This window comes from Luteitalea pratensis, assembly GCF_001618865.1.
GTDB lineage: Bacteria > Acidobacteriota > Vicinamibacteria > Vicinamibacterales > Vicinamibacteraceae > Luteitalea > Luteitalea pratensis.
Genome location: NZ_CP015136.1, coordinates 406,191 through 426,993, shown reverse-complemented (window position 1 = coordinate 426,993; position 20,803 = coordinate 406,191). Strand labels below are relative to the sequence as shown.

The 20,803-nt window shown below is 68.7% G+C and carries 12 protein-coding genes; 4 read left to right on the top strand and 8 right to left on the bottom strand.

Annotation, left to right across the window (positions count from 1 at the left end; all coding sequences use genetic code 11):
* Positions 1 to 8 precede the first annotated feature (8 nt).
* The 4 genes from LuPra_RS01815 to LuPra_RS01800 form a co-directional block, all read right to left on the bottom strand.
* The gene (locus LuPra_RS01815) at positions 9 to 923 is read right to left on the bottom strand and encodes an FHA domain-containing protein (protein ID WP_110169179.1); all 915 of its coding nucleotides are present in this window, start codon (positions 921 to 923) and stop codon (positions 9 to 11) included.
* Between the two features lie 13 nt (positions 924 to 936).
* On the bottom strand, positions 937 to 2,796 hold the full coding sequence (locus tag LuPra_RS01810) for an FHA domain-containing protein (RefSeq protein WP_110169178.1): 1,860 nt from the start codon (positions 2,794 to 2,796) through the stop codon (positions 937 to 939).
* A 273-nt stretch (positions 2,797 to 3,069) separates the two neighbouring features.
* Complete coding sequence (locus LuPra_RS01805) at positions 3,070 to 3,369, bottom strand: type II secretion system F family protein (RefSeq protein WP_157898629.1); 300 nt, start codon at positions 3,367 to 3,369, stop codon at positions 3,070 to 3,072.
* Between the two features lie 143 nt (positions 3,370 to 3,512).
* Positions 3,513 to 5,927: a serine/threonine-protein kinase gene (locus tag LuPra_RS01800; RefSeq protein WP_110169176.1), complete on the bottom strand. Its 2,415-nt coding sequence runs from the start codon at positions 5,925 to 5,927 to the stop codon at positions 3,513 to 3,515.
* A gap of 134 nt (positions 5,928 to 6,061) precedes the next feature.
* On the opposite strand from LuPra_RS01800, the gene LuPra_RS01795 reads away from it, so the two are divergent.
* From LuPra_RS01795 to LuPra_RS01780, 4 genes are all read left to right on the top strand, one after another.
* Entirely contained in the window at positions 6,062 to 9,106 is a 3,045-nt protein-coding gene (locus LuPra_RS01795; protein ID WP_157898628.1) for a serine/threonine-protein kinase, read from the top strand.
* Positions 9,107 to 9,207: 101 nt separating this feature from the next.
* Complete coding sequence (locus LuPra_RS01790) at positions 9,208 to 10,128, top strand: ABC transporter ATP-binding protein (protein ID WP_110169174.1); 921 nt, start codon at positions 9,208 to 9,210, stop codon at positions 10,126 to 10,128.
* 12 nt (positions 10,129 to 10,140) lie between these two features.
* Positions 10,141 to 11,442 carry an ABC transporter permease gene (locus LuPra_RS01785; RefSeq protein WP_110169173.1) on the top strand — a complete coding sequence of 434 codons (1,302 nt, stop codon included), beginning with the start codon at positions 10,141 to 10,143 and terminating at the stop codon, positions 11,440 to 11,442.
* A gap of 183 nt (positions 11,443 to 11,625) precedes the next feature.
* Positions 11,626 to 13,491 carry a M61 family metallopeptidase gene (locus tag LuPra_RS01780; protein WP_162271280.1) on the top strand — a complete coding sequence of 622 codons (1,866 nt, stop codon included), beginning with the start codon at positions 11,626 to 11,628 and terminating at the stop codon, positions 13,489 to 13,491.
* Positions 13,492 to 13,522: 31 nt separating this feature from the next.
* Here LuPra_RS01780 and LuPra_RS01775 read toward each other — a convergent pair whose 3' ends face one another.
* The 4 genes from LuPra_RS01775 to pruA all read right to left on the bottom strand — a co-directional run bounded on the left by LuPra_RS01775 (position 13,523) and on the right by pruA (position 20,572).
* The gene (locus LuPra_RS01775) at positions 13,523 to 14,995 is read right to left on the bottom strand and encodes a sulfatase family protein (protein WP_110169171.1); all 1,473 of its coding nucleotides are present in this window, start codon (positions 14,993 to 14,995) and stop codon (positions 13,523 to 13,525) included.
* 58 nt (positions 14,996 to 15,053) lie between these two features.
* Complete coding sequence (locus LuPra_RS01770) at positions 15,054 to 16,904, bottom strand: gamma-glutamyltransferase family protein (RefSeq protein ID WP_234800676.1); 1,851 nt, start codon at positions 16,902 to 16,904, stop codon at positions 15,054 to 15,056.
* Between the two features lie 266 nt (positions 16,905 to 17,170).
* Positions 17,171 to 18,688, bottom strand: coding sequence for a sulfatase family protein (locus LuPra_RS01765; protein WP_110174475.1), 1,518 nt, complete (start codon positions 18,686 to 18,688; stop codon positions 17,171 to 17,173).
* 234 nt (positions 18,689 to 18,922) lie between these two features.
* Positions 18,923 to 20,572 carry an L-glutamate gamma-semialdehyde dehydrogenase gene (gene pruA / locus LuPra_RS01760; RefSeq protein WP_234800675.1) on the bottom strand — a complete coding sequence of 550 codons (1,650 nt, stop codon included), beginning with the start codon at positions 20,570 to 20,572 and terminating at the stop codon, positions 18,923 to 18,925.
* Between the last annotated feature and the right edge of the window lie 231 nt (positions 20,573 to 20,803).

The following is a 20,803-nucleotide window of genomic DNA, read 5'->3' as shown; positions in this document are numbered from 1 at the left end:
TCCCGCGCTCATTGTGCGGCACGCTGGCGCAGGCGCGCCGCCTCGGTGCGGGCCCGGGCGTTCAGCGGCTCGTTGTCGAGCGTGAGTGCCTGCACCGCTTCCCACTGTTGCGCGGCTTCCTCGAACTTCAGTTCCTCATCGGCGCGGGCGGCCGCGGCTTTCAGGCTGTTCAGCCGCAGCTCTCGCTCGCCCATCACCTTCAGCAACAGGCGGCGTGCGGACTCGTGCTGCGGGTCGCGCAGCAGGGCCCCGTTCAGGAGACGGTAGGCGTCGAGCAGGCGACCGTTCTTGTACGCCAGTTGCCCCTCGTCGTACAGCCAGTCGACCGGCTGCTTGTCGTGCGCCGCGATCGCCTGCTGCTCGATCGCCTGCGCCTGGGGCGAATCGAAGGGCGTGATCTTCGTGTCGGACGGCAACGAGGGATCCTCGCGCACCGCCGTGCTCGTCGGCGTCGCCTGCTCCACTGCCGGTGCCAGGAACATCACGTAGATCGTCGCAAGACCGCCGACCATCACGAGCATCGTCAGCACCGCGGCGAGAATGAGGCGCAGTCCCTTGTTCCCGCCGCCGGGTGCGACCCAGCCAGGCTCGGGCGCAGCCACGCTCGCGTGCCCCTCGACCTCGAACACCAGGTGCTGGTCGCCAATCTGGATCATGTCGCCGGACGAGAGCTGCGCCGCATGGACGGTGAGGCCGTTGACCGTGATCCCGTTGGCGCTGTCCTGGTCCTCGATGCGCACGCCGCGCGGCGTCCACGAGACGAGTGCGTGGCGTTTCGAGACGAACTGCGAGGCGAAGACGATGGTGTTGCCAGTGTCGCGGCCAAGCGTGACCGACCGGCCCTGGTCGAGCCCGTAGACCAGTTCCTCGCCATCGGGGCGCTGCAGCACGAATCTTGCGGGCGTGCGTTCGTGGGATGACATGGGCCTCTCTACCTCAACGCGCGCCCAGTGTCACGCGCACATGCCCCGAGGACTCGCGTCGGATCGCGACCGGCGCCCCGTCCGGCAACGGCACCGTGGCCTCTGCGCCCGACTGCATGCTCAGGGCCCCGAGCCCCTGCACGACAGCGTTGCGAACCGGCCCGTTGTCGAGCACGTCGAGCAGGTGACGGCCGCGGGCGTTGCTCCAACCCGTTGCGCCCACCTCCGGGCCGTGCGCGCTCGACGCAGCCACCATCAGCGAGGGTGTCACCTCGAGCCACGGCGGATCCGGATCGATGGGCGACGCGGCGACTGGCGGCAGCGCCGGTTCGTCGGTGTCGATCAGGCCGGGCACACGGGCACCAGCCTGCATCGCACCGCCAGCGCGCCGCTGTTCGAGCAGGTTGGTCACCACGCCCGGCAAGCGTTCCAGGCCAGGCATCAACGTGCCCTGCATCACCGTGGGAGACGCGCCAGACACGACCAGTTCCACCTGTCGCGTGAAGTGCTGCAGCATCGCCTTCGTATGGCGCTTGATGAGCAGGGCGATCAGCATCGCGAAGACGAGCGTCACGACCAGCGCCACCATGATCGCGAGGCCGGTGTCGTCGGACGAGGGACGCTCGTAGCGCACCCAGGCGATGTAGGCGCCCCGGCCGGCAGGCACGTACGCATCGGCAAAGGCATCGACGCGACTTACGCGTGCCGAGGACAAGTCACGCCATGTCTCGCCGAGGCCAGGAAGCGCGCTGTAGGCCCGCCCGTTGAGGGAGACCGGTGCAATCGCGCGACCTGTCGCCCGCTCGAGCACCATCGCCCGGGCAACCCCGGGCTGCGCGAGCACCCCCTCCATCACTCCCGGATCGACGACCGTGCTGCCCTGCGGATCGACGCCCGCCGCGAGCCAGCCGGCCAACGTCCGCGCCTGCCGCTGCGAGAGCGCGTCGAGGGTGCTCGACGAGGCCGACATCAGCGGCAAGGCACCCATCAGGACCGCGAGACCGCCCAGCAGGACCGCGGCCAGCGTCACGAGGCCGCCCCAGGAGAAACGGGGTCCCTTCAGCGCAACGCCGGTTGCGGTCCCTGCCACACTGGCAGCTGCCGCAGGCGCAACCGCAGGCACGGCTGCGACCGGCGGTTCGTGAGGCGGCGCTGGCGGCACGGTGGGCGGGCGAGAGGCCGGGACAACTGGCGGCACGGCCTCAGGCACGGCCATCGACACTGCGGGGCTTGCGTCGGCCAGCCGCTTTGCCTCCGCGGCCGCACGCTGCGGTGGCGGCAGCAGCGTCGTCCGTTCCGCGGACGCGTCAGTCGGCAATACTTCCCGGGCGACCGGAGCCGGCTTCACCCGCGGTGGCAGGGCGCCGGTCTTCTCGGGATCGGTGCTCACGACCAGATCGAGGTCCGGCATACCGCCGATCGGTTCGGGTGGCGGCAATGGGGGCGCCGTGATGGCCGGCGGAACCGGCAGCGGTACCGGCAGCGGGAGAGGCACCGGCGGCGGCACCGGCGGCATCAGCGGCGACAGGACCAACGTGCGATCGTCGACAGGCGGGGCCTCGGCCTCAGGCTCGGATATCTCGGCTGCCCGCTCCTCGAAGCGGATGCTGGCGTCGCCGACGGTGACGACGTCGCCCGGTACCAGATCGGCGGCCCCGACCTTGCGGCCGTTGACGAGGATCCCGTTGCGACTGCCCAGATCGGTGACGCGTGGCATCGGTCCGGACGCGTCGAACTCCGCGTGGCGGCGCGAGATCTTCGTATCGGCGAGGCTGATGTCGCACTCGGGCGCGCGGCCGATCGTCAATCGACCGATGAACAGCAACTCGCGGTCGCCCTCGGGCGTCACGACGATCAGGCGGCGGGTGCGCACGAATCAGCCTCACAAATTCGAAAAGATGAACTTCACGGCGATTGGTGCGATCGCCATCAGCAACACCGCCGGGAAGATGAACAGCGGCATCGGGAAGATGATCTTCTGCGTCGCCTGCCCACCGCTTTCTCCGCGCGCTGGAACCGCTCGGTCCGCAGCAACGAGGCCTGTGATTTCAGGACCTCGCCAATCGAGACGCCGAGCAGGTCACCCAGCCGAGGATCGTGTTGAGCAGGGGCGCGGTGTACGTCGGGTCGATGAACGAGAACAGCATCAGCATACCCGGCGGCAGGAGACACATTGATGAAGCCCTGCGTCATGCGCTGGGCGGTCATCGACTTGTTTCGCCCGACACCTTCTTGCGCTCGACGTGGTGTTGGCCACCACGTCGAAGGTCTCGCTCAGGTTGCCGCCGGTTTCGCGCAGGGTGAGGATCGAGTCGACGACGATCCGCACGTCCTCGAGCGGGACACGCTCGGCGACGCGGCGCAACGCGGCGTCCATCAGAACTCGTCGACGATCCACGAGCCGTACGTGCGTGTCCGCCGGCTCCATCAGCCACTCGACGGCCACCTGGCCTGCCTTGCCGCGCCAATCCTGCCGCGACTCGGTAACGCTACCGGTCTTGTCGGCAACTTGATCTGCCCGACTGATGGGCATCGTGGGCGACAGTTCGAGCTCGCACGCCGCGACCGGACCGATTGCGGCGGAAGGAGTCATTCGCGCAGGCCCGCGATGACCCACGTGCGCCCCTGGCGCAGCAGGTCGAAGACGAAGGTCCGGCGGATCGTGAGGTCCTGTCCCGCGGCGTACGTGCCCGTGGTGCCCGGCTGTGTCAGTCGACACGTGGCGCTCGCGTGCGCGGCATCACGCGCCTCGATCTCGCAGCCGCCCAGCGTCAACGGCGCGGAAAACGCACTCGTGATACGGCGCAGGTGGTTGTCGTCGACGCCCGGCCAGACGCGGCGGATGCCGGAAGCGTGGGCCGTGTTTCGGGCCGCGACGTAGGCTCGCACGAGCGCTATCCCCTCGTCGGTGGGGGCGACGACGGCAGGCGGATCGGGCTCCCGACGCTCCACCTGACGCGGCGGCGGCTCGGCAACGACTGGCGGTGGCGCCACTTCGCGGCTCTCGGTCGTGACGGGCCGGGTCGGCACGGTCGGGGGGACCTGCCGTGTGTTGGTCGTCTGGCGCGCGGGCGGCGCCTGGCGCGGCGGCGGCACGCGTCCGGGCGGCGGCGTGGTGGGCCGGGTCACCGGAGGCTGGACGACCGCCGGTGGTTCCTGCACCGTCGGCCGTGGCGACTCGGTCGCGACAACCGGGGGTGCCACTGGCGGCTCCACGGGTGGGGCCACTGCGACCTCGGTGGTTCCCGGCGTCGTCGCCGCCGTTGCCGTGACCGGAGTGGACTCGGTCGCCGGCGGCGTGGTGGTGGCCGGTGCATCGTCGTGCGGCGGGTTGGTCACCTTTGGCTCGACGGTTCGGGTGAGCAGGCCAGAGATGGGTGTTCCCCTGAGCAGGCCGAAGGAGCGGACAGCGAGGAACGCGGCGATGAAACAGATCGCCAGCATCGCCACGAGGCCGCCGACGATGATCGCCGCCGGGATGCCCCGTCGCGTCGTCGGTGGGCCCGGAACAGGGCTGCCCTGGACGACGCCGGGCGCGGCGACAGGCGGTGGAGCCGCCGCCACTGCCATGCGTGGCGGCGAGGCGGGCTTCGCGTCGGTCTCGGCCCCGGAGCCAGCGACCGGCCCGGCCGCGGTGCGCTCACGGGCAGTGGGAACGACGGGAGCGTCAACGGTGGCGCGACCCGCGGTCAGCAGGGGAAACATTCCGCTGGACGGCACCGCCGGGAGGGGAACCGGCACTGGCCCCTCGTCAGGCGGCGTGGCAGTACGCGCCTCCGAACCCGCTGAAGTGGGAACGAACCCGGGGCTCGGCAGGGGCGGTGGCGGCACGGAGGCGATCGGCTCCGGGACCGGGCCCGTCGCGGCGTGACTCACGGGCGCCGGGATCGGGGCAGCCTGCGGAGCAGTCGCCGGAGCTCTCGCGGCAACGGGTGCGTAGATGGTCTCCTCGGACGATGGCGCCGGTGACCGGGGCACGGACGGGCGCTGCGCGGCGAGGTGCGCCAGGCCACGGTCGGCGGCGGTCGGCGGCAACGCGACCGCCTGCGCGGGTGTCGCCGGCGGCGGCGTGGGCGGCGGGACGACCGTGGCCCGCACGGCGTCCGGCGGCGGCGGCGCCTGCCCCATGGGCCTGGTCACCGGCAGCCCGACCACGATCGTCGCGTCGTCGCCGCTGGCCTGCATGGCGCGGCGGCGGGCGCGCGCCAGGTCCTTGCGCATCGCCTGCAGGTCCGGATATCGATCCGTCGGCTGCCGGGCCATGGCCCGCCCGATGACCTTGCACAGGTCGGGGTCGATGTCGGGAATCAGGTCCCCGATGGGGATCGGCTGCGCGTCGAGGACCTTCTGGAGCACGTCGGCCGTGGTCGCCCCGGAAAAGGCGCGCCTGCCGGAGAAGAACTCGTACATCACCAGCCCGACTGCGTAGATGTCGCTGCGGGCGTCCACGTCCGCGCCTTCGAGCTGCTCCGGGGCCATGTAGGCGGGCGTGCCGATCAGCGTCGGCGCGTCGATCTCGCCGGAATCGCGGTGCGTCGCGACCCTGGCGATGCCAAAATCGAGGACCTTCACGAGCCCGCCCCGCGACATCATCAGGTTGGCTGGCTTGATGTCCCGGTGGATGATGCCGCGTTGATGCGCGAAGCCGAGACCCTCGGCCACTTCGTCGATGATGTCCAGCTTGCGGATCGCCGAAAACGGCGCGTCGTCGCGGATCAGCGTCGCCAGCGTGTCGCCATCGATGTACTCCATGGCGATATAGAGCTGGCCATCGTGGTCGCCGACGTCATAGACGGTGACAATGTTGGGGTGCTGGAGCCGTCCTGCCGATTGAGCCTCACGCATGAAGCGACGGCGCAGGTCCTCGCCATTGACGCGCAGCAGTTTCAGCGCCACGTGGCGGTCGAGCACGGGATCGCGGGCGAGGTACAGCACCCCCATGCCCCCTTCCCCGAGGAGACGCTCGACTTCGTACCGCCCGATACTCGTGGGGACGTGATTCATGGAGGTTATTAGGGTCTAACGCTGCGGGACCCGGCCGAAGAACACCGGGGCCTCCCCTGGTGCCGCATCGACGTGGGCCGGATTGGGTGCGCTGGCCTGCCTGCCGATCGTTTAAAGTACCGCTGGACATCCGCGTGGACGAGCTTCCAGGACATATCGGACCGTATGAAGTGAGGGACCGCCTCGGCCACGGCGGCATGGGTGTCGTGTATCTCGGGTTCGACCCGATGCTCGACCGGCCGGTGGCGATCAAGGTCCTCAAGGTACCCGACGAAGAGACCCGGCGTCGTTTCCTGCGCGAGGCCCGCCTCGCAGCCCGCGTCCATCACCCTCATATCGTCAGCATCTACGCTGTCGGAGAGCACGAGGGCAACCCGTACCTGGCAATGGAGTTCATCGCCGGCCGGACGATGGCGCAGGTCATTCGCGGCGGCGAGCAGGTGCCGCTGGCGCGCAAGGTGCACTGGCTCTCGGAGCTGTGCGCGGGCCTCGGTCACGCCCACGAGAGCGGCATCGTCCATCGCGACGTGAAGCCGTCCAACCTGCTGATTGCCCAGGGATCGGGCATGCTGCGCCTCCTCGATTTCGGCATCGCGCACGGCAACGAGGCGTCGAGCATGACGATGGCCGGCATGATCGTCGGCACGCCGCAGTACATGTCGCCCGAGCAAATCACCGGCCAGGCGGTGGATGCCCGCAGCGACATCTTTTCCGTGGGTGCCGTGGCCTACGAGCTGCTGACGGGCCGGCAGGCCTTCGGGGGCGACAACCTCTACAACGTCTCGCGGCAGATCGTCGGCGAGCAGCCGCGCCCGATCGAGAGCTTCGTCCCCGACGTCCCGAATGCGCTGGTCAAGACCATCGCGAAGTGCCTGCAGAAGGAGCCGGGCTCCCGCGCCGGCAACGCCAAGCTGCTCGAGCGCGAATTCCTGTCCATCGCCAGGCGGCTGGATCCCGAACACACGCTCGTGGTGCTGGCCTCGGAAGCGACGATCGTCACGCCGCAAGCCAAGGACGTGACGACCTCTCGCAAGGAGTTGATGCGGGAGACGGAGGAAGCCATCGAGCATGGCGAGCTCACGACCGCCTCGGGGCTGCTGCACAAGCTGGAGTCCGGGACGTCGGCGAGCCCGGACGTGCAGCAATTGCGGCAGAAGCTGCAGGCGCGCCGCCTGGCGCTGCGCCTGCAGGAAGCGGTCGCGAAGGCCGACGAGGCCACCCAGACCGGCTCGCTCGAGGAGGCCGAGGCGGCGATCAACGCGCTGGCCGACCTGTCGCCACGTCATCCGGCACTCGAACGGCTCCGCAAGGCCCACCAGGAGCGGATCGACGAACGACAGGTCGCATCGCTGACGTCACGGGCGCGGCAGGCACTGCAGCAGGACCGGCTGGACGAGGCCGAGTCGCTCCTGGCCGAGGCGCTGTCGCTGGCGCCGGATGCCGCCGACGCGCTGGCCCTCCAGGAGAAGCTCTCGGCCCGCACGCGCGCGCAGCGGATTGCCCGCCTGGTCGCACAGGCGAGCAAGGCGCTCGATCAGGAAGACGAGATCGGCGCACGCCGGGCGATCGAGGCCCTGAGCCGCATCGATGCGGCTCACCGGGACGTGGCGCGACTCCAGACTCGCCTCGCGGCACTCGAGGTCGAGGCCAACGAGGCGTCCAACACCCGGACCGGACTCGCCACGCCGGTCGCGGTCGCGCCGGCCGTCGCTGCGCCAGCCGTCGTTGAGCCACCAGTCGAGGCACCCAAGCCCGCGGCACCACCAGTCGTCGCGGCTGCGGCCGCAGCCGCGTCGTTGACGCCTCCGCAAGCCACCCCCCTGGCGCCTCCGGCACCGAAGCCAGACGTCACGCCGTCTGCCGATCCCAAGCCGGCCGCGTCCACGCCAGCGCCGGCGACGTTCGGGAAAGCTGCCGTGGGCGAGCGTGTCCCCGATGCGGTGCACGGGCCAGCCGGCAAACAGATGCCCGCCGCTCCGCCTGCGGCACCATCGACCGGAAAGCGGGCGACCCAGGGTGCGCCCACACCCACGGGCGACGGCCTGCTCATTCGTGACCAGTTGCCGGGCAGCGCACACGCCGAAATTCGCCCCGCGGCCAGCGCGATCACCGACGAGACGGGAGACGCCGCGCCATCGCGGCGGTCCCCGGCGATGCTGGCGATCGCCGGCGTGGTCCTGCTGCTGCTCGCAGGAGGCGGGTTGTACTACCAGTTCGGACGCACCCCGAAGGACGCGTCTACGCCGGCGGCAACAGCGACGGGTGAGGACAGCGGCGCCACCAAGACGGCAGTTCCACCACCGGTTGTCGCCACGCCGGCGTCGAACGAACCCGCTGGACCCGCACCAGCGGAGCCGCCGCCTGCGTCTCCGCCGGCGGCGACGGTCGCGGTGCCGCCATCGTCACCGGCCGGGCCGCGGGCCGATCCGTGGGCCGCGGTCCATCTGTACTCGAAGGACGGCCGGTACGACCGGGCCATGGGAGCCATCGATCAGGTCAAGGGTGTTCCGGCGGCGTTGATGCAGGAGGAGCGCGGTCGGGTTGTTGAGAACGCGCGGCGCTATGCCCTGGCGGCACGTCGCAGCGCCGAGGACTTTCGCCTGAACAAGAGCCCGCAGTACCTACTCGGCACGACGCAGCAGGAGCAGGCCGACGAGGACCGCGACGCCGGCAAGTTCAAGTCCGCGGTCGGCGGTTACATGGCCGCGCGCGGCCACTTCCTCCAGGCCTTCGGCGACAGCGGCAAGCCGACTCCGCCGGCGGCACCGCCTGAGCCCGAGCCGAGCGCACCCGCGCCGGCCAACCCGGCCCCGGCCCCGAACACCGCCGCGCCGGCGCCATCGGCGGTGGATCTCTCGACGTGGTCGAACGAGGAAGCGCGGGCATCGATCTCCCAGTTCTGCGGGGCGTACATCGGGCGGGACATCGGCGGCCTCGGTCGCCTCTGGCCCAACATGGAACCGGCCTGGCGCACGGAGTTCCGTGAGGCGTTCGCCACCGAGGGCGAGCTCGTCTGCGTGTTCGAGAACCTCACGCTCGTCCGGACGAGCGACGAGTTCAACGCCTCGGCCAGGTTGCTCACGCAGTTGCCCGGCGGTGCGCAGCGCCGGCGCAACCTGGCCATCACGCTCGTCCCCGCGAAGGACCGCCTCGTCATCGGGAACATCAGGGTCAGGTAGAGTTCTCGTCCGCCGGCCTTCGTCCATCGGCCATCGACCTTCCGCCTCGGCCCTTCAGCGTTCGGCGTTCAACGTTCGGCGTTCGTCGTCCCACTCTGCCAATGCCCTTTGCCATCACTCTCGACGCGGTCACCAAGCGCTTCGGCCAGACGATGGCGGTGGACGCGTTGTCGCTGCAGGTGCCCCAGGGCGCCATCTACGGCTTCATCGGGCCCAACGGATCGGGCAAGACCACGACGCTGCGGATGATCATGAACATCCTGCTGCCCGACAGCGGCGCCATCGAGGTCCTCGGCGACCGCAGTTCGGTGGCCGCCCGCGACCGCGTCGGGTACCTTCCCGAGGAGCGCGGCCTCTACAAGCAGATGCCGGTTCGGCGGCTGCTCACCTACTACGGCCAGTTGAAAGGCGGCCGGCGCGCCGACGTCGCCCGCGAAGCCGACTGGTGGCTGGCGCGTCTCGGCCTGGCTGCCACGTCGGACAAGAAGGTCCAGGCGCTCTCGAAGGGCATGTCGCAGAAGGTCCAGTTCATCGCGAGCGTCGTCTCGCGGCCGGACCTGGTGATTCTCGACGAGCCGTTCTCGGGTCTCGACCCGGTCAATCGCGACGTGCTCCGCGACGCGGTGCTGGAGCTCAAGCGCCGTGGCACGACGATCGTCTTCAGCACGCACGACATGTCGATGGCCGAGCTGATGTGCGATCGCATCTTCATGATCTTCAAGGGCCGCAAGGTGCTCGACGGATCGCTCGACGAGATCCAGGCCACGTACGGGCACGACGCGGTCCATGTGCGTGCGATCGGTGGCGCCGCCCTGCTGCGCACAATCGAGGGCGTCACGTCGGTGGTCGACCACGGCAACACGCAGGAAGTGCGGTTGTCGGTCGCGCCGCAGGCGTTCCTCGGCCGGCTCGCCGCGCGTACCGAGGTCTACCGCTTCGAGATCACCAGGCCCTCGCTGCACGACATCTTCGTGAAGATCGCGCGGCCCGCGCCCGAAGAAGACCTCCTTCCCGCCGAGTGAGGCCGCACGTTCATGTCCCGAGTACTCATCATCGCCGCCGCGGAGTTCGAGCAGGCCGTCCGCAGCCGGGCCTTCCTGATCGGCCTGCTGGCCGTGCCGCTGCTGATGGCCCTGGCCTTCGGCATTCAGGCCCTCACGGCCCGGCGCGACACCTCCGAGCGCCGCTTCGCGATCGTCGATCGCACCGGCGTGCTCGGCCCGGCGATCGTCGAGGCGGCGCGCCGCCATGGTATCGAACAGACGTCACCCTCCGGCCGCCGCACGGGCCCATCGTTCCTGCCGGAGATCGCGGCGACCGACGGCGGCACGGACGAGAGCACGCGCCTGGGGCTGTCCGATCGTGTGCGGCGCGACGAATTGTTCGCCTTTGTCGAGATCCCTGCTGAAGTCCTCAGCACCTCCGGCACGGACGAACCCCGCCTGCAGTACTACACGCAATACCCGACGTACCAGGCCCTGCCCGAGTGGTTGCGTCGCGAGGTGAGCCGGGCGGTCGCAGACCGTCGCCTGTCGTCGCTCGGTGCCGACCCGTCCGAAACGCGGCGCCTGCTCGAACCGGTCCCGATGGACCGCAAGGGCCTGGTCGTGCGGACGGCCGACGGCAAGGTCTCGACGGCCGAAAAAGTCGATGCCGTGCGGACCTTCGTGATGCCGGCGGTCACGATGTTTATGCTGTTCGGCCTGGTCATGAGTTCGGCGCCACAGTTGCTGAACAGCGTGATCGAGGAGAAGACCAGCCGCATCAGTGAAGTGCTGCTCGGGTCGGTGAGCGCCTTCCACCTGATGCTGGGCAAGCTGCTCGGCAGCGGCGCGGTGACGATGGTGCTGGCGGTGATCTACATCGGCGGCGGGCTGCTGATCGCGGCGCAGGCGGACTATTTCGGACTGATCCGTTGGAGCCTGATCCCGTGGTTCGGGCTGTTCCTCGTCATCGCCGTCTTCCTCTTTGGCTCCATGTTCATCGCCATCGGCGCGGCCTGCAGTGAGGTCAAGGACGCCCAGGGGATGATGATGCCGGCGATGGTCCTGGCGATGTTCCCGATCTTCCTCTGGCTGCAGGTGGTCCAGAACCCGGACAGCGCCATGTCGGTGGGGTTTTCGCTGTTCCCGTTCGCGTCGCCGTACCTGATGCTGCTGCGGATGGCCATCCCGCCGGGGCCGCCCGCGTGGCAGGTGGTCCTGGCGCTGGCAGGCAGCGTCGCGACGACGGTGGCGATGGTCTACGCCGCGGGACGCATCCTGCGCGTCGGGTTGCTGATGCAGGGCAAGACGGCGAGCTATCGCGAGATGGCGCGCTGGATCATGGCGAAGTAGGGGGGCCCTCCCGGCCTTCGGGATGCGGCCTTCGGGATGCGGCCTTCGGGATGCGGCCTTCGGGATGCGGCCTTCGGCCTTCGTAGCCGTCGACCTTCAGGTCGACGGTCAGTGATCTCTCTCGGACGATCGTGCCCCCGATTCCCGGTGCCCGGCACCCGGCACCCGGTTACTCTAGGCGGCATGTTCGTGTGCCGTCGCAGCGTTCGCGCCGCCTTCTCCATCGTTTTCCTGCTCGCCTCGGTGGCGCTGGCGAGTGCGCAAACCATCGACTACACCGTCTCCATCCCCGCACCCGAGCAGCGATGGCTGCAGGTGGACGTGCGGTTTCCGTCGCGGGCGGGCTCGCCTCTCGAGGTGCGCATGGCGCGATCGTCACCAGGACGCTACGCGGCGCACGAGTTCGGCAAGAACGTGTACATGTTCGAGGCGCACGGTGACGGCGACACGACGCTCACCACTGAACTCCTGTCGCCCGCCCAATGGCGCGTCATGCCGACCGGCAACGCCGTGCACGTGCGCTACCGGTTGTTCGCCGATCGCGTCGACGGCACCTACTCGGCCGTCGATGGCACGCATGCACACCTGAACGTGCCGGCGACCTTCGCCTGGGCGCCGTCGCTGCCGGACACGTCTATCCGCGTCCGCTTCACGCAGCCGCCTGGCCGGACGTGGCGTGTCTCCACACAATTGTTCCCGACCGATGACGCACTCACGTTCACGGCCCCGAATCTTCAGTACTTCATGGACTCGCCGATCGAGTTCAGTGCGCACGCCGTGCGAGAATTCACCGTGGCGCGGCCGGGTGGCGGGACGCCGGCACGGATCCGGCTCGCGGTGCACCACCTCGGCACCGACGCGCAACTCGACGCGTACGCGCCCATGGTGGAGAAGATCGTGCGCGAGCAGGCAGCCGTGTTCGGAGACCTCGCGCCGTTCGACGCTGGAACCTATACATTCCTGATGGACTACCTCCCATGGGCCGGCGGCGACGGCATGGAGCACCGCAACAGCACGGTCTGCACGGCGGCTGCGACACTGGCCGATGGCATGTCGCGCGTGGCCGACACGGCCTCGCACGAGTTCTTCCACTCCTGGAACGTGGAACGCATTCGTCCGGCGGCGCTCGAGCCGTTCGACTTCACTCGGCCGAACATGTCCGGCGAATTGTGGCTGGCCGAAGGGTTCACCGAGTACTACGGCACGCTGGCGATGGTGCGCGCAGGGATCGTGAGTCAGGACCAGGGCGCGGCGCAGCTGGCGATGTTCGCCGCGGGCGTCCTCCATGCTCCTGGCACGCAGTTCCGCTCGGCGGTCGACATGAGCCGCCTCGCGCCGTATGTCGACGCGGCTCAGGCGGTGGACCCGACCAACTGGGATAACACGTTCGTTTCCTATTACACGTATGGCGCGGCCATCGCGCTTGGCCTCGACCTGACGCTGCGCGAGCGCAGCGGCGGCGCCATCACGCTGGACGACTACATGCGGCAGCTGTGGAAGACGCATGGCGCGCCTGGCGGGAAGGCCCCCGGGTACGTCGCCCACCCGTACACGCTGAAGGACGCGCAGGCGGCCCTCGCCTCGGTGAGCGGCGATGCGGCGTTTGCCGACGATTTCTTCCGCCGGCACGTACTCGGCACCGAAGTGCTGCCCTACCGGCAGCTGCTGGCGGCAGCGGGCTACACGATGCGCGCCCGCGAGACACCGGCGACGCTCGGACAGGTGCGTCTCCAGCCCGAGGGGGGCCGCATGGTCGTCGCCGGCAACACCGTCTCGACCAGTCAGGTCTACAAGGCGGGCATGGGCCGTGGCGACGCCGTACTGTCGCTCAACGGCACGGCCATCGCCCAGGCTGGTGACTGGGAGCGCGTGTTGTCCTCGATCACGCCAGGCACCGAAGTGGAGCTGACGTTCGAGTCACGCGGCGAGAAGAAGGCGGTGCGTGTCACCGCCGGGAAGAACGATGGCATCGAGGTCGTCCCCAGCCCTGACCAGACGCCGCAACAGGAGGCGATTCGCACGGCATGGCTGGGATCACACGTGAAGTGACGCCGCGCCGCGGCCGATTCCTCTACGGCGTTCACGGAGGGCCAGCCGTCGTACTGGACGGAAACCTCGTCGCCTCGAGTAGGCGCTGCAGTTCGGACTGCATCTCTTGCAGGGTCGGCCGCGAGTCGGGCCGGTCGATGATGTTGGTCTCCTCGTAGGGATCCGTGCGGAGATCGTAGAGCTCGTTCATGCCACTGAGTTCCCGGTACTGGATGTACTTGTATCGATCGGTCCGGACCGCCACGTAGCCCATGTTCCGGATGCGGGGAAAGACAGTGTCGGTGAAGTACTCGACGAGGAACGACGAGCGCCACTGACGCGCATTCTGCCTGAGTACTGGCACGAGCGACCGGCCCTGGACCGCGGGGTCGGGTCCAAGGCCGGTGATGTCGAGCAGGGTCGGCGCGATGTCGATGCTCAGCGCCATCTGACTGGGAGTCGTCCCAGCGGCGGCGAGGCGCGGGTAGCGGATGATCAGCGGAATCCGAATGGTCTCTTCGTAGGCGAGTCGCCGCTCCTCGTTGAGCCCGTGCTCTCCGTAGAAGTACCCATGGTCGCTGGTGAAGACGACAACGGTGTCGTCCCGCGCGCCCTTGCGCTCGAGCGTCGCGAGGATGCGTCCAAGGCTGTCGTCGACACCCAGCAGCATCTCGAGGCGCCCCCTGATGTCCTCGTCCGGTGTCGCGGTCTCGCGACCCATGGCCGGCAGCCTGTCAATCTGACGGAGGAGGGCCGGCTTGCCGAGCGGCGGCCGGAAGGCGTTCGCCCGTCGCGGCATCGCCGTGCCGATATAGCGGCCGCGGTGCCGGTCGGCGGCCACGAACCCGCCCGACTGCCCGGCCACCGGCGCCAGGCTCCCGTCGTCTCGCTGCACCAGGTTGGGGTGGATGGCCTTGTGCGCCAGGTAGACCAGGAACGGCTGTTCCGAAGGGCGGTCGATGAATCGCTCGACGTAGTCGGTCAGGAGATCGGTCGTATAGCCGGTGGCGTGCACCCGTTGCCCGTCGACGTTCAGGGACGGATCGACGGCTTCTCCCTGGCCGGGCAGGGCCACCCAGTGATCGAAGCCCGGACGCGGGCTGTCGTCGTTGCCCATGTGCCACTTGCCGAAGAAGCCGGTGCGGTATCCGGCACGTCGTAACGCCAGGGGGAAGATCGGCAGGTCGTGACTGGATCGAGCCGTGTTGTCGATGATGCCGGTGGTGTGCGCGTATTGACCCGTCAGGAAACTCGCCCGACTGGGGGAGCAGAGCGGCGTCGTCGCGAACGCGTTGGTGAACCTGGCCCCGTCCCTGGCGAGGCGATCCATGTGCGGGGTGTCGATGAACGGGTGTCCCGCGGCGCGCATGTCGTCCCAGCGCATGTCGTCGACCAGGACCATCACGATGTTCGGCCGTCGGGATGGGGCCGGCCGAGACGAGGACTCCTGCCGCGCCGGGTCAGTCGAGCGACACGCCGTTGCCATGAGCGCACCGACCAGCGCCAGCACCAGAGAAACCCTCATCGATCCCTCCCGTCGGACATGCGTTGGCCTGCCCTTGCGATGGGCATCTGCGTCGGCATCACCAGCCCACGGCCTGTCCGTCCTTGCGGTGATCGGAACCAGCACGGTACACACCGTTGACCGGCCGGTCCTCGTCTGCCCAGCGCTTGTCGAACGTCGGTCCCGGCATCGTCCCGTCGGGCGTGAACAGGATGCCCTGATAGCCGCCGACGGCGTTGCCAGGCGCCGATTGGACGACGTGACCCTTGCGCCGCAGGGCCGCGCCGACAAGGGCGAACAACTGCGGCTCGAGGCTCAGCACGTTGGTCGCGTGCGCGTGCGTGAATCGAGCAGCATCCGACGTCATCTGCACGTTCATGCCGTGGTCGATCATGTTGACCATGTGCTGCGCGTGCGTCTCGGGCTGCACCGTCCCGCCCATGTTGCCGAACGCCATCAGCGGCTGCCCGTCCTTCATGACGAAGCCGGCGATGATCGTGTGGAACGGGCGCTTGTGGGGCGCAACAAGGTTCGGACTCTTCGGGTTCAGCGAGAACGCGGCGCCGCGGTTCTGCAGCACGAAGCCATAGGGCGGGACGGTGGCCCTGCTGCCATAGACGCTGAAGACGCTGTGCACCAGTGACACCATGTTGCCCCAGCGATCGGCGGCCGATAGGTAGATCGTGCCGCCATCGACTCCGGTTGATGCGGCAGTGCCTGAGGCGCGGTTCACGTCGATTCGCCCGCATAACTCGGCTGCATGCGACTTGGAGATCAGCCGCGCCACAGGAACATCCGCAAACGCGGGATCGGCGTTGTACGCGTGCAGATCGGCGTAGGCCAGTTTCTTGGCCTCGACCATCAGGTGCCAGTACATCGGGCTGGATGGCCCGAGCTCGGCCAGGTTCATCCCGAGTTTCGGCACGCACACCTCGAGGATGTTCAGCATCTCGAGTGCGGCGAATCCCTGCCCGGGCGGCGGCAACTGGAAGACGTCGTAGCCGTGGTAGCTGGTCGCGATCGGCTCGGTCCATTCGGACCGGAACTCCGCCAGGTCACTGGCACTCATCACGCCCCCGCCGGCGCGTATCTTCGCGACGATCGCCGACGCGATGTCGCCACGATAGAACGCGTCGCGCCCATCCTTCTGGATCAGGCGCAGCGCCTTCGCGAGGCCCGGGTTGCGGATGATGCGATAGAGGTCCGGAGCCTGTCCCGCCTGGAGGAACGTGGCGGTCGAATCGGGGTCCGCGCGCAACTGCGCGACGACACGCAGCAGATCGCCGTGCCGTCGTTCGGCCTGCCCCCAGCCCTCTTCGGCGATGCGGGCGGCACGCGCGAACGTCTCGGCGAAGGTCATCGTGCCGAAGCGCCCGAGTAGCGCGTCGTAGCCCGAGATCGCGCCCGGTACCGTTGCCGCGTTGACACCGCTGGCGGGAACGGCCTTCAGGCCGAGCGTGTCGGTGAAGAACTGCGGCGTCCATCCGGCTGGCGCCCAGCCCGCGGAGTTCAGCGCATACAGCTTCCGCTCGTGCGCGACGTAGACGATCGCGAACAGGTCGCCGCCGATCCCGGTGTCGTTCTGCGAGGTGACGTCGAGCACCGCGGCCGCCGCGACGGCGGCGTCGATGGCATTGCCTCCCTTGCGCAGGATCTCGACGCCGGCCTGCGCAGCCAGCGGATCGCTCGTCGCCACGATGCCGTGTCGCGCGAGCACCTCCGACCGCCCCTGCGCCAGCCACCCCTGTGCACGCGACCCGGGGACCGCATGGACCGTGCCGCCGGGCTGCGGCACCTGGGTGGTGGGTGTGCCGAATGCGATCGGCGACTGTGCGCTGCCGGTCGCGTACCAGGTCCCGATGCTCAGCACGACGCTGGCGACCGCGACGCGCCGGGATGGGCGCATCCCTCGTGAACGAACACGTGACATCGCGGAACTCCCGTGTAGGCCGGGCTCGGCGATCCGGCCCTACCGTCGAATGGCCCCATTTGTAGCCGTCGACCTTGGTCGACGGTGATGTCGCCGCGCCGCGACTATCGGCCTTCGAACGAGGCGCCCGTCGGGCAAGCCCGACGGCGACATCTCGAGTCAGGACGCAATGCGTTTCCAGGCGTAGCCGTCGACCTTCCACCTTCGCCAAGGCTACGGCGGACAAGTCAGGTCGACGGTCATCGGGCCGGGCTCGGCCACCTCCGCTAAAGCTTCGGCGCCCCAGGAGAGCCGGCCCTACCTTGCCTGATCGCAACGAGCCGAGCGGCCATCGCCTTCACTCGCTCCGGCTGCTGCGCCGCCAGGTTCTTCGTCTCGCCGATGTCGGCGTCCAGATCGTACAACTGCGGTGCCGGGTCGTTGGCCAGTTCCGTGTTGGTCTGCTCGTTACGCCGCGGGCCCTCTGACGGCTCGATGTACTTCCACCGGCCGTCGCGCAGCGCGAAGCGGCCGGCGTGCTCGACGATGTGGTCGCGGCCTTTCGGATCCTCGCCGAGCAGGGCCTTCAACTGGTTGACGCTGTCTGGAGCCTCACCCGAGGGCACGGCCTTGCCAACCAGCGCGGCCATCGACGCCAGCAAGTCCACCTGTGACACCAGCGCGTCGCTGACACCCGGCCTCACACGCGCCGGCCACCGCACGACAAAAGGCACCCGGGTTCCGGCCTCGAATCGGCTGTACTTGCCGCCGCGCAGCGGTCCCCATGGCTTGTGGGTGCCGAGTTTCTCCACCGCCTGGTCGACATAGCCGTCGTCCACCACGGGGCCGTTGTCGCTCGTGAAGATCACGAGGGTGTTCCCCGCGAGCTTCAGGCGATCGAGGGTGTCGAGCAGTTGCCCGATCGACCAGTCGGATTGCAGGATGGCGTCGCCGCGTGGGCCCATGCCCGACTTGCCGACGAAGCGCTCGTGCGGGACGCGCGGGACGTGCGGATCGTGCGTCGCGAAGTAGAGGAAGAACGGCTCGCGCTGGTGCTGCTCGATGTAGGAGACGGCCTTGCGCGTGAACGTGTCGGCCATGTCCTGGTCGCGCCACAACGCGGCCTTGCCGCCGGTCATGTAGCCGATGCGGCTCACGCCGTTGACGATGGTCTGGTCGTGACCATGACTCGGGCGCTGCGTCGTCAGGAGCTCGGGGTTGGCCTTGCCGGTCGGCCAGTCGCCGATCGGCTTCTCGTAATCGACGCGGATCGGATCTTTCGGATCGAGGCCAACCACGCGCCCGTCCTCGACGTAGACGGTGGGCACGCGGTCGCCCGTGGCCGCCATGATGAAGCTGTAGGCGAAGCCGATCTCGTTCGGCCCGGGGCTGATGCGCTGGTTCCAGTCGGGGCCGCCAGCGCCGCCGAGGCCGAGGTGCCACTTGCCGACGACGCCGGTGTGGTATCCGGCGCTGCGCAACAGGGCGGGCAGCGTCGTTCGAGCAGGGTCGATGATCAGCGCCGCGTTGCCCGGGAGCACGCCCGTGCCTTCCTGGCGCCAGGCGTACTTGCCCGTCAGCATGGAGAAACGCGAGGGGGTACACGTCGCCGACGTCGCGTACCCGTTCGTGAACCGCAGCCCCTCGCGAGCGATGCGGTCAATCTGCGGCGTCTTGATCGTTGTCGCGCCGTACGCCGAGGTGTCGCCGTAGCCCAGGTCGTCCATGTTGATCAGGACGATGTTGGGAGGCGCTGCGGGTTGGGCGCCGGCCCATGCCGAACACCACAACAGGGCCACCGCCATGAAGACAACGCCCACATTCGGCCTTCGGCAATCGACCTTCGGCCATCGAAAAAGCATCGCGATGTCTCCTGCGCCCTGTTCTCGCGGCGGAACTGTACCTCCGCCTCGAGGTCACCGCCGGACAACTTGTCCGCCGTAGCCTCGTGCGAAGGCGGAAGTCCGGCGGCTAGGTGTCGTCGTGGTGGTTTCGGCGTTCGATGTTGCGGCTCGGCGTCAGGCGTTAAGCGTTAAGCGCTACTCTTCGCCCATGAAGGGATAGCGGTAGTCCTTCGGGGGCGAGAACGTCTCCTTGATCGAGCGTGCGCTCACCCAGCGCAGGAGATTGAGCTTGCTCCCGGCCTTGTCGTTGGTGCCAGAGCCGCGTGCCCCGCCAAAGGGCTGCTGGCCCACCACCGCGCCGGTGCACTTGTCGTTGATGTAGAAGTTGCCGGCGGCGTTGCGCAGGTGGGTGTGCGCGAGACGGACCGCGTGACGATCGTCGGCGAAGATGGCGCCCGTCAGCGCGTACGGCGACGTGCGGTCCACGACCTTCATGGTCTCCACGTACTGGTCGTCGGGGTACACGTAAGCGGTCACGAACGGACCGAAGATCTCCTCGCAGAGCAGGCGCGCGCCGGGATCCTCGACCTGCACCAGCGTCGGCGCGACGAAGTAGCCGACGTCCTTGCTGGCAGTTCCACCGCTGATGATCGTCCCGGTCGCGCGGGCCTCGTCCAGGTAACCGCCGATCTTCGTGAACGACTTCTCGTCGATCACCGCGCCCATGAAATTGCGGAAGTCGCGGACGTCGCCCATCCCGATGTCGGCCATCATCGCGACCATGCGGTCGCGCACGCCGGCCCACAGCGACTGCGGGATGTACACGCGGCTGCAGGCCGAGCACTTCTGGCCCTGGTACTCGAACGCCCCGCGGACGATGGCCACCGCCAGCGCATCCACGTCGGCCGACGCGTGCGCCATGATGAAGTCCTTGCCGCCGGTCTCGCCGACGATGCGCGGGTACGAGCGGTAGGCGCCCATGCGGCTGCCGATGGTCTTCCACATGCTGTTGAAGACGGTCGTGCTGCCGGTGAAGTGGACGCCGCCGAGATCGGCGTGCGACAACAGCGCGTCGGAGATCGGCACCGGGTCGCCGGGCACGAAGTTGATGACGCCGGGCGGCAGGCCCGCGGCCTCGAGCAGCTTCATCACGTAGTAGCCGCTCAGCATCGCCGTCTGCGCCGGTTTCCAGATGACCGTGTTGCCCACCAGCGCCGGCGCACCCGACAGGTTGCCGCCGATGGCCGTGAAATTGAACGGGCTCACGGCATAGACGAAGCCTTCGAGCGGGCGGTAGTCGGTCTGGTTCCAGACGCCTTTCTCGCTGAGGGGCTGTTCTCCGTAGAGGTCCTCGACGTAGGCGCAGTTGAATCGGAAGAAATCGATCAGCTCGCACGCGGCGTCGATCTCCGACTGGAACGCCGTCTTGCTCTGCCCGAGCATGGTCGCTGCGTTGAGCGTATCGCGCCACGTCGTCGAGAGCAGTTCGGCGGCCCGCAGGAACACGGCGGCGCGGTCTTCCCAGGCCCAGCGGCTCCATTCGTCGCGCGCGGCGGCGGTGGCGGCGATGGCCTCCTGCACCAGTTCCGGTGTCGCCTTGTGCCAGGTGCCGAGCACGTGTGCGTGATCGTGCGGCATCACCACGGGGGCGGTGTCGCCGGTCCGGTACTCCTTGCCGTTGACGATGACGGGGATGTCGACGTGTTCGCCAGCCATGCTGGCGAGGCGCTGCTTCAGCGAGGCGCGCTCGGGGGTGCCAGGAGCATGGCTGCGGATCGGTTCGTTGACGACGGCGGGTACGCGGCGTCGCGCCGCAAGGCTGGCGACGGTGAAGTCGGACATCATGTGAGTTTATCGAAATGCTGACAATGCCGAGAATGCCGGAGTGTCGAAAGCGGTGTCGCGAAGCACGCGCGACAAGCGGGCGTGCAGGTGGCAGCCTTCGACATTTGCGACATTCCAGCATTCCAGCATTCCAGCCCTCCGACCGGACCGATGGCCGCCGCCGCCAGGGATCGAACGGCTCGGCCATGGCGGCGTGCGGCCCCCAGTGCGGTACGCTTGAAGCAGAAGGAG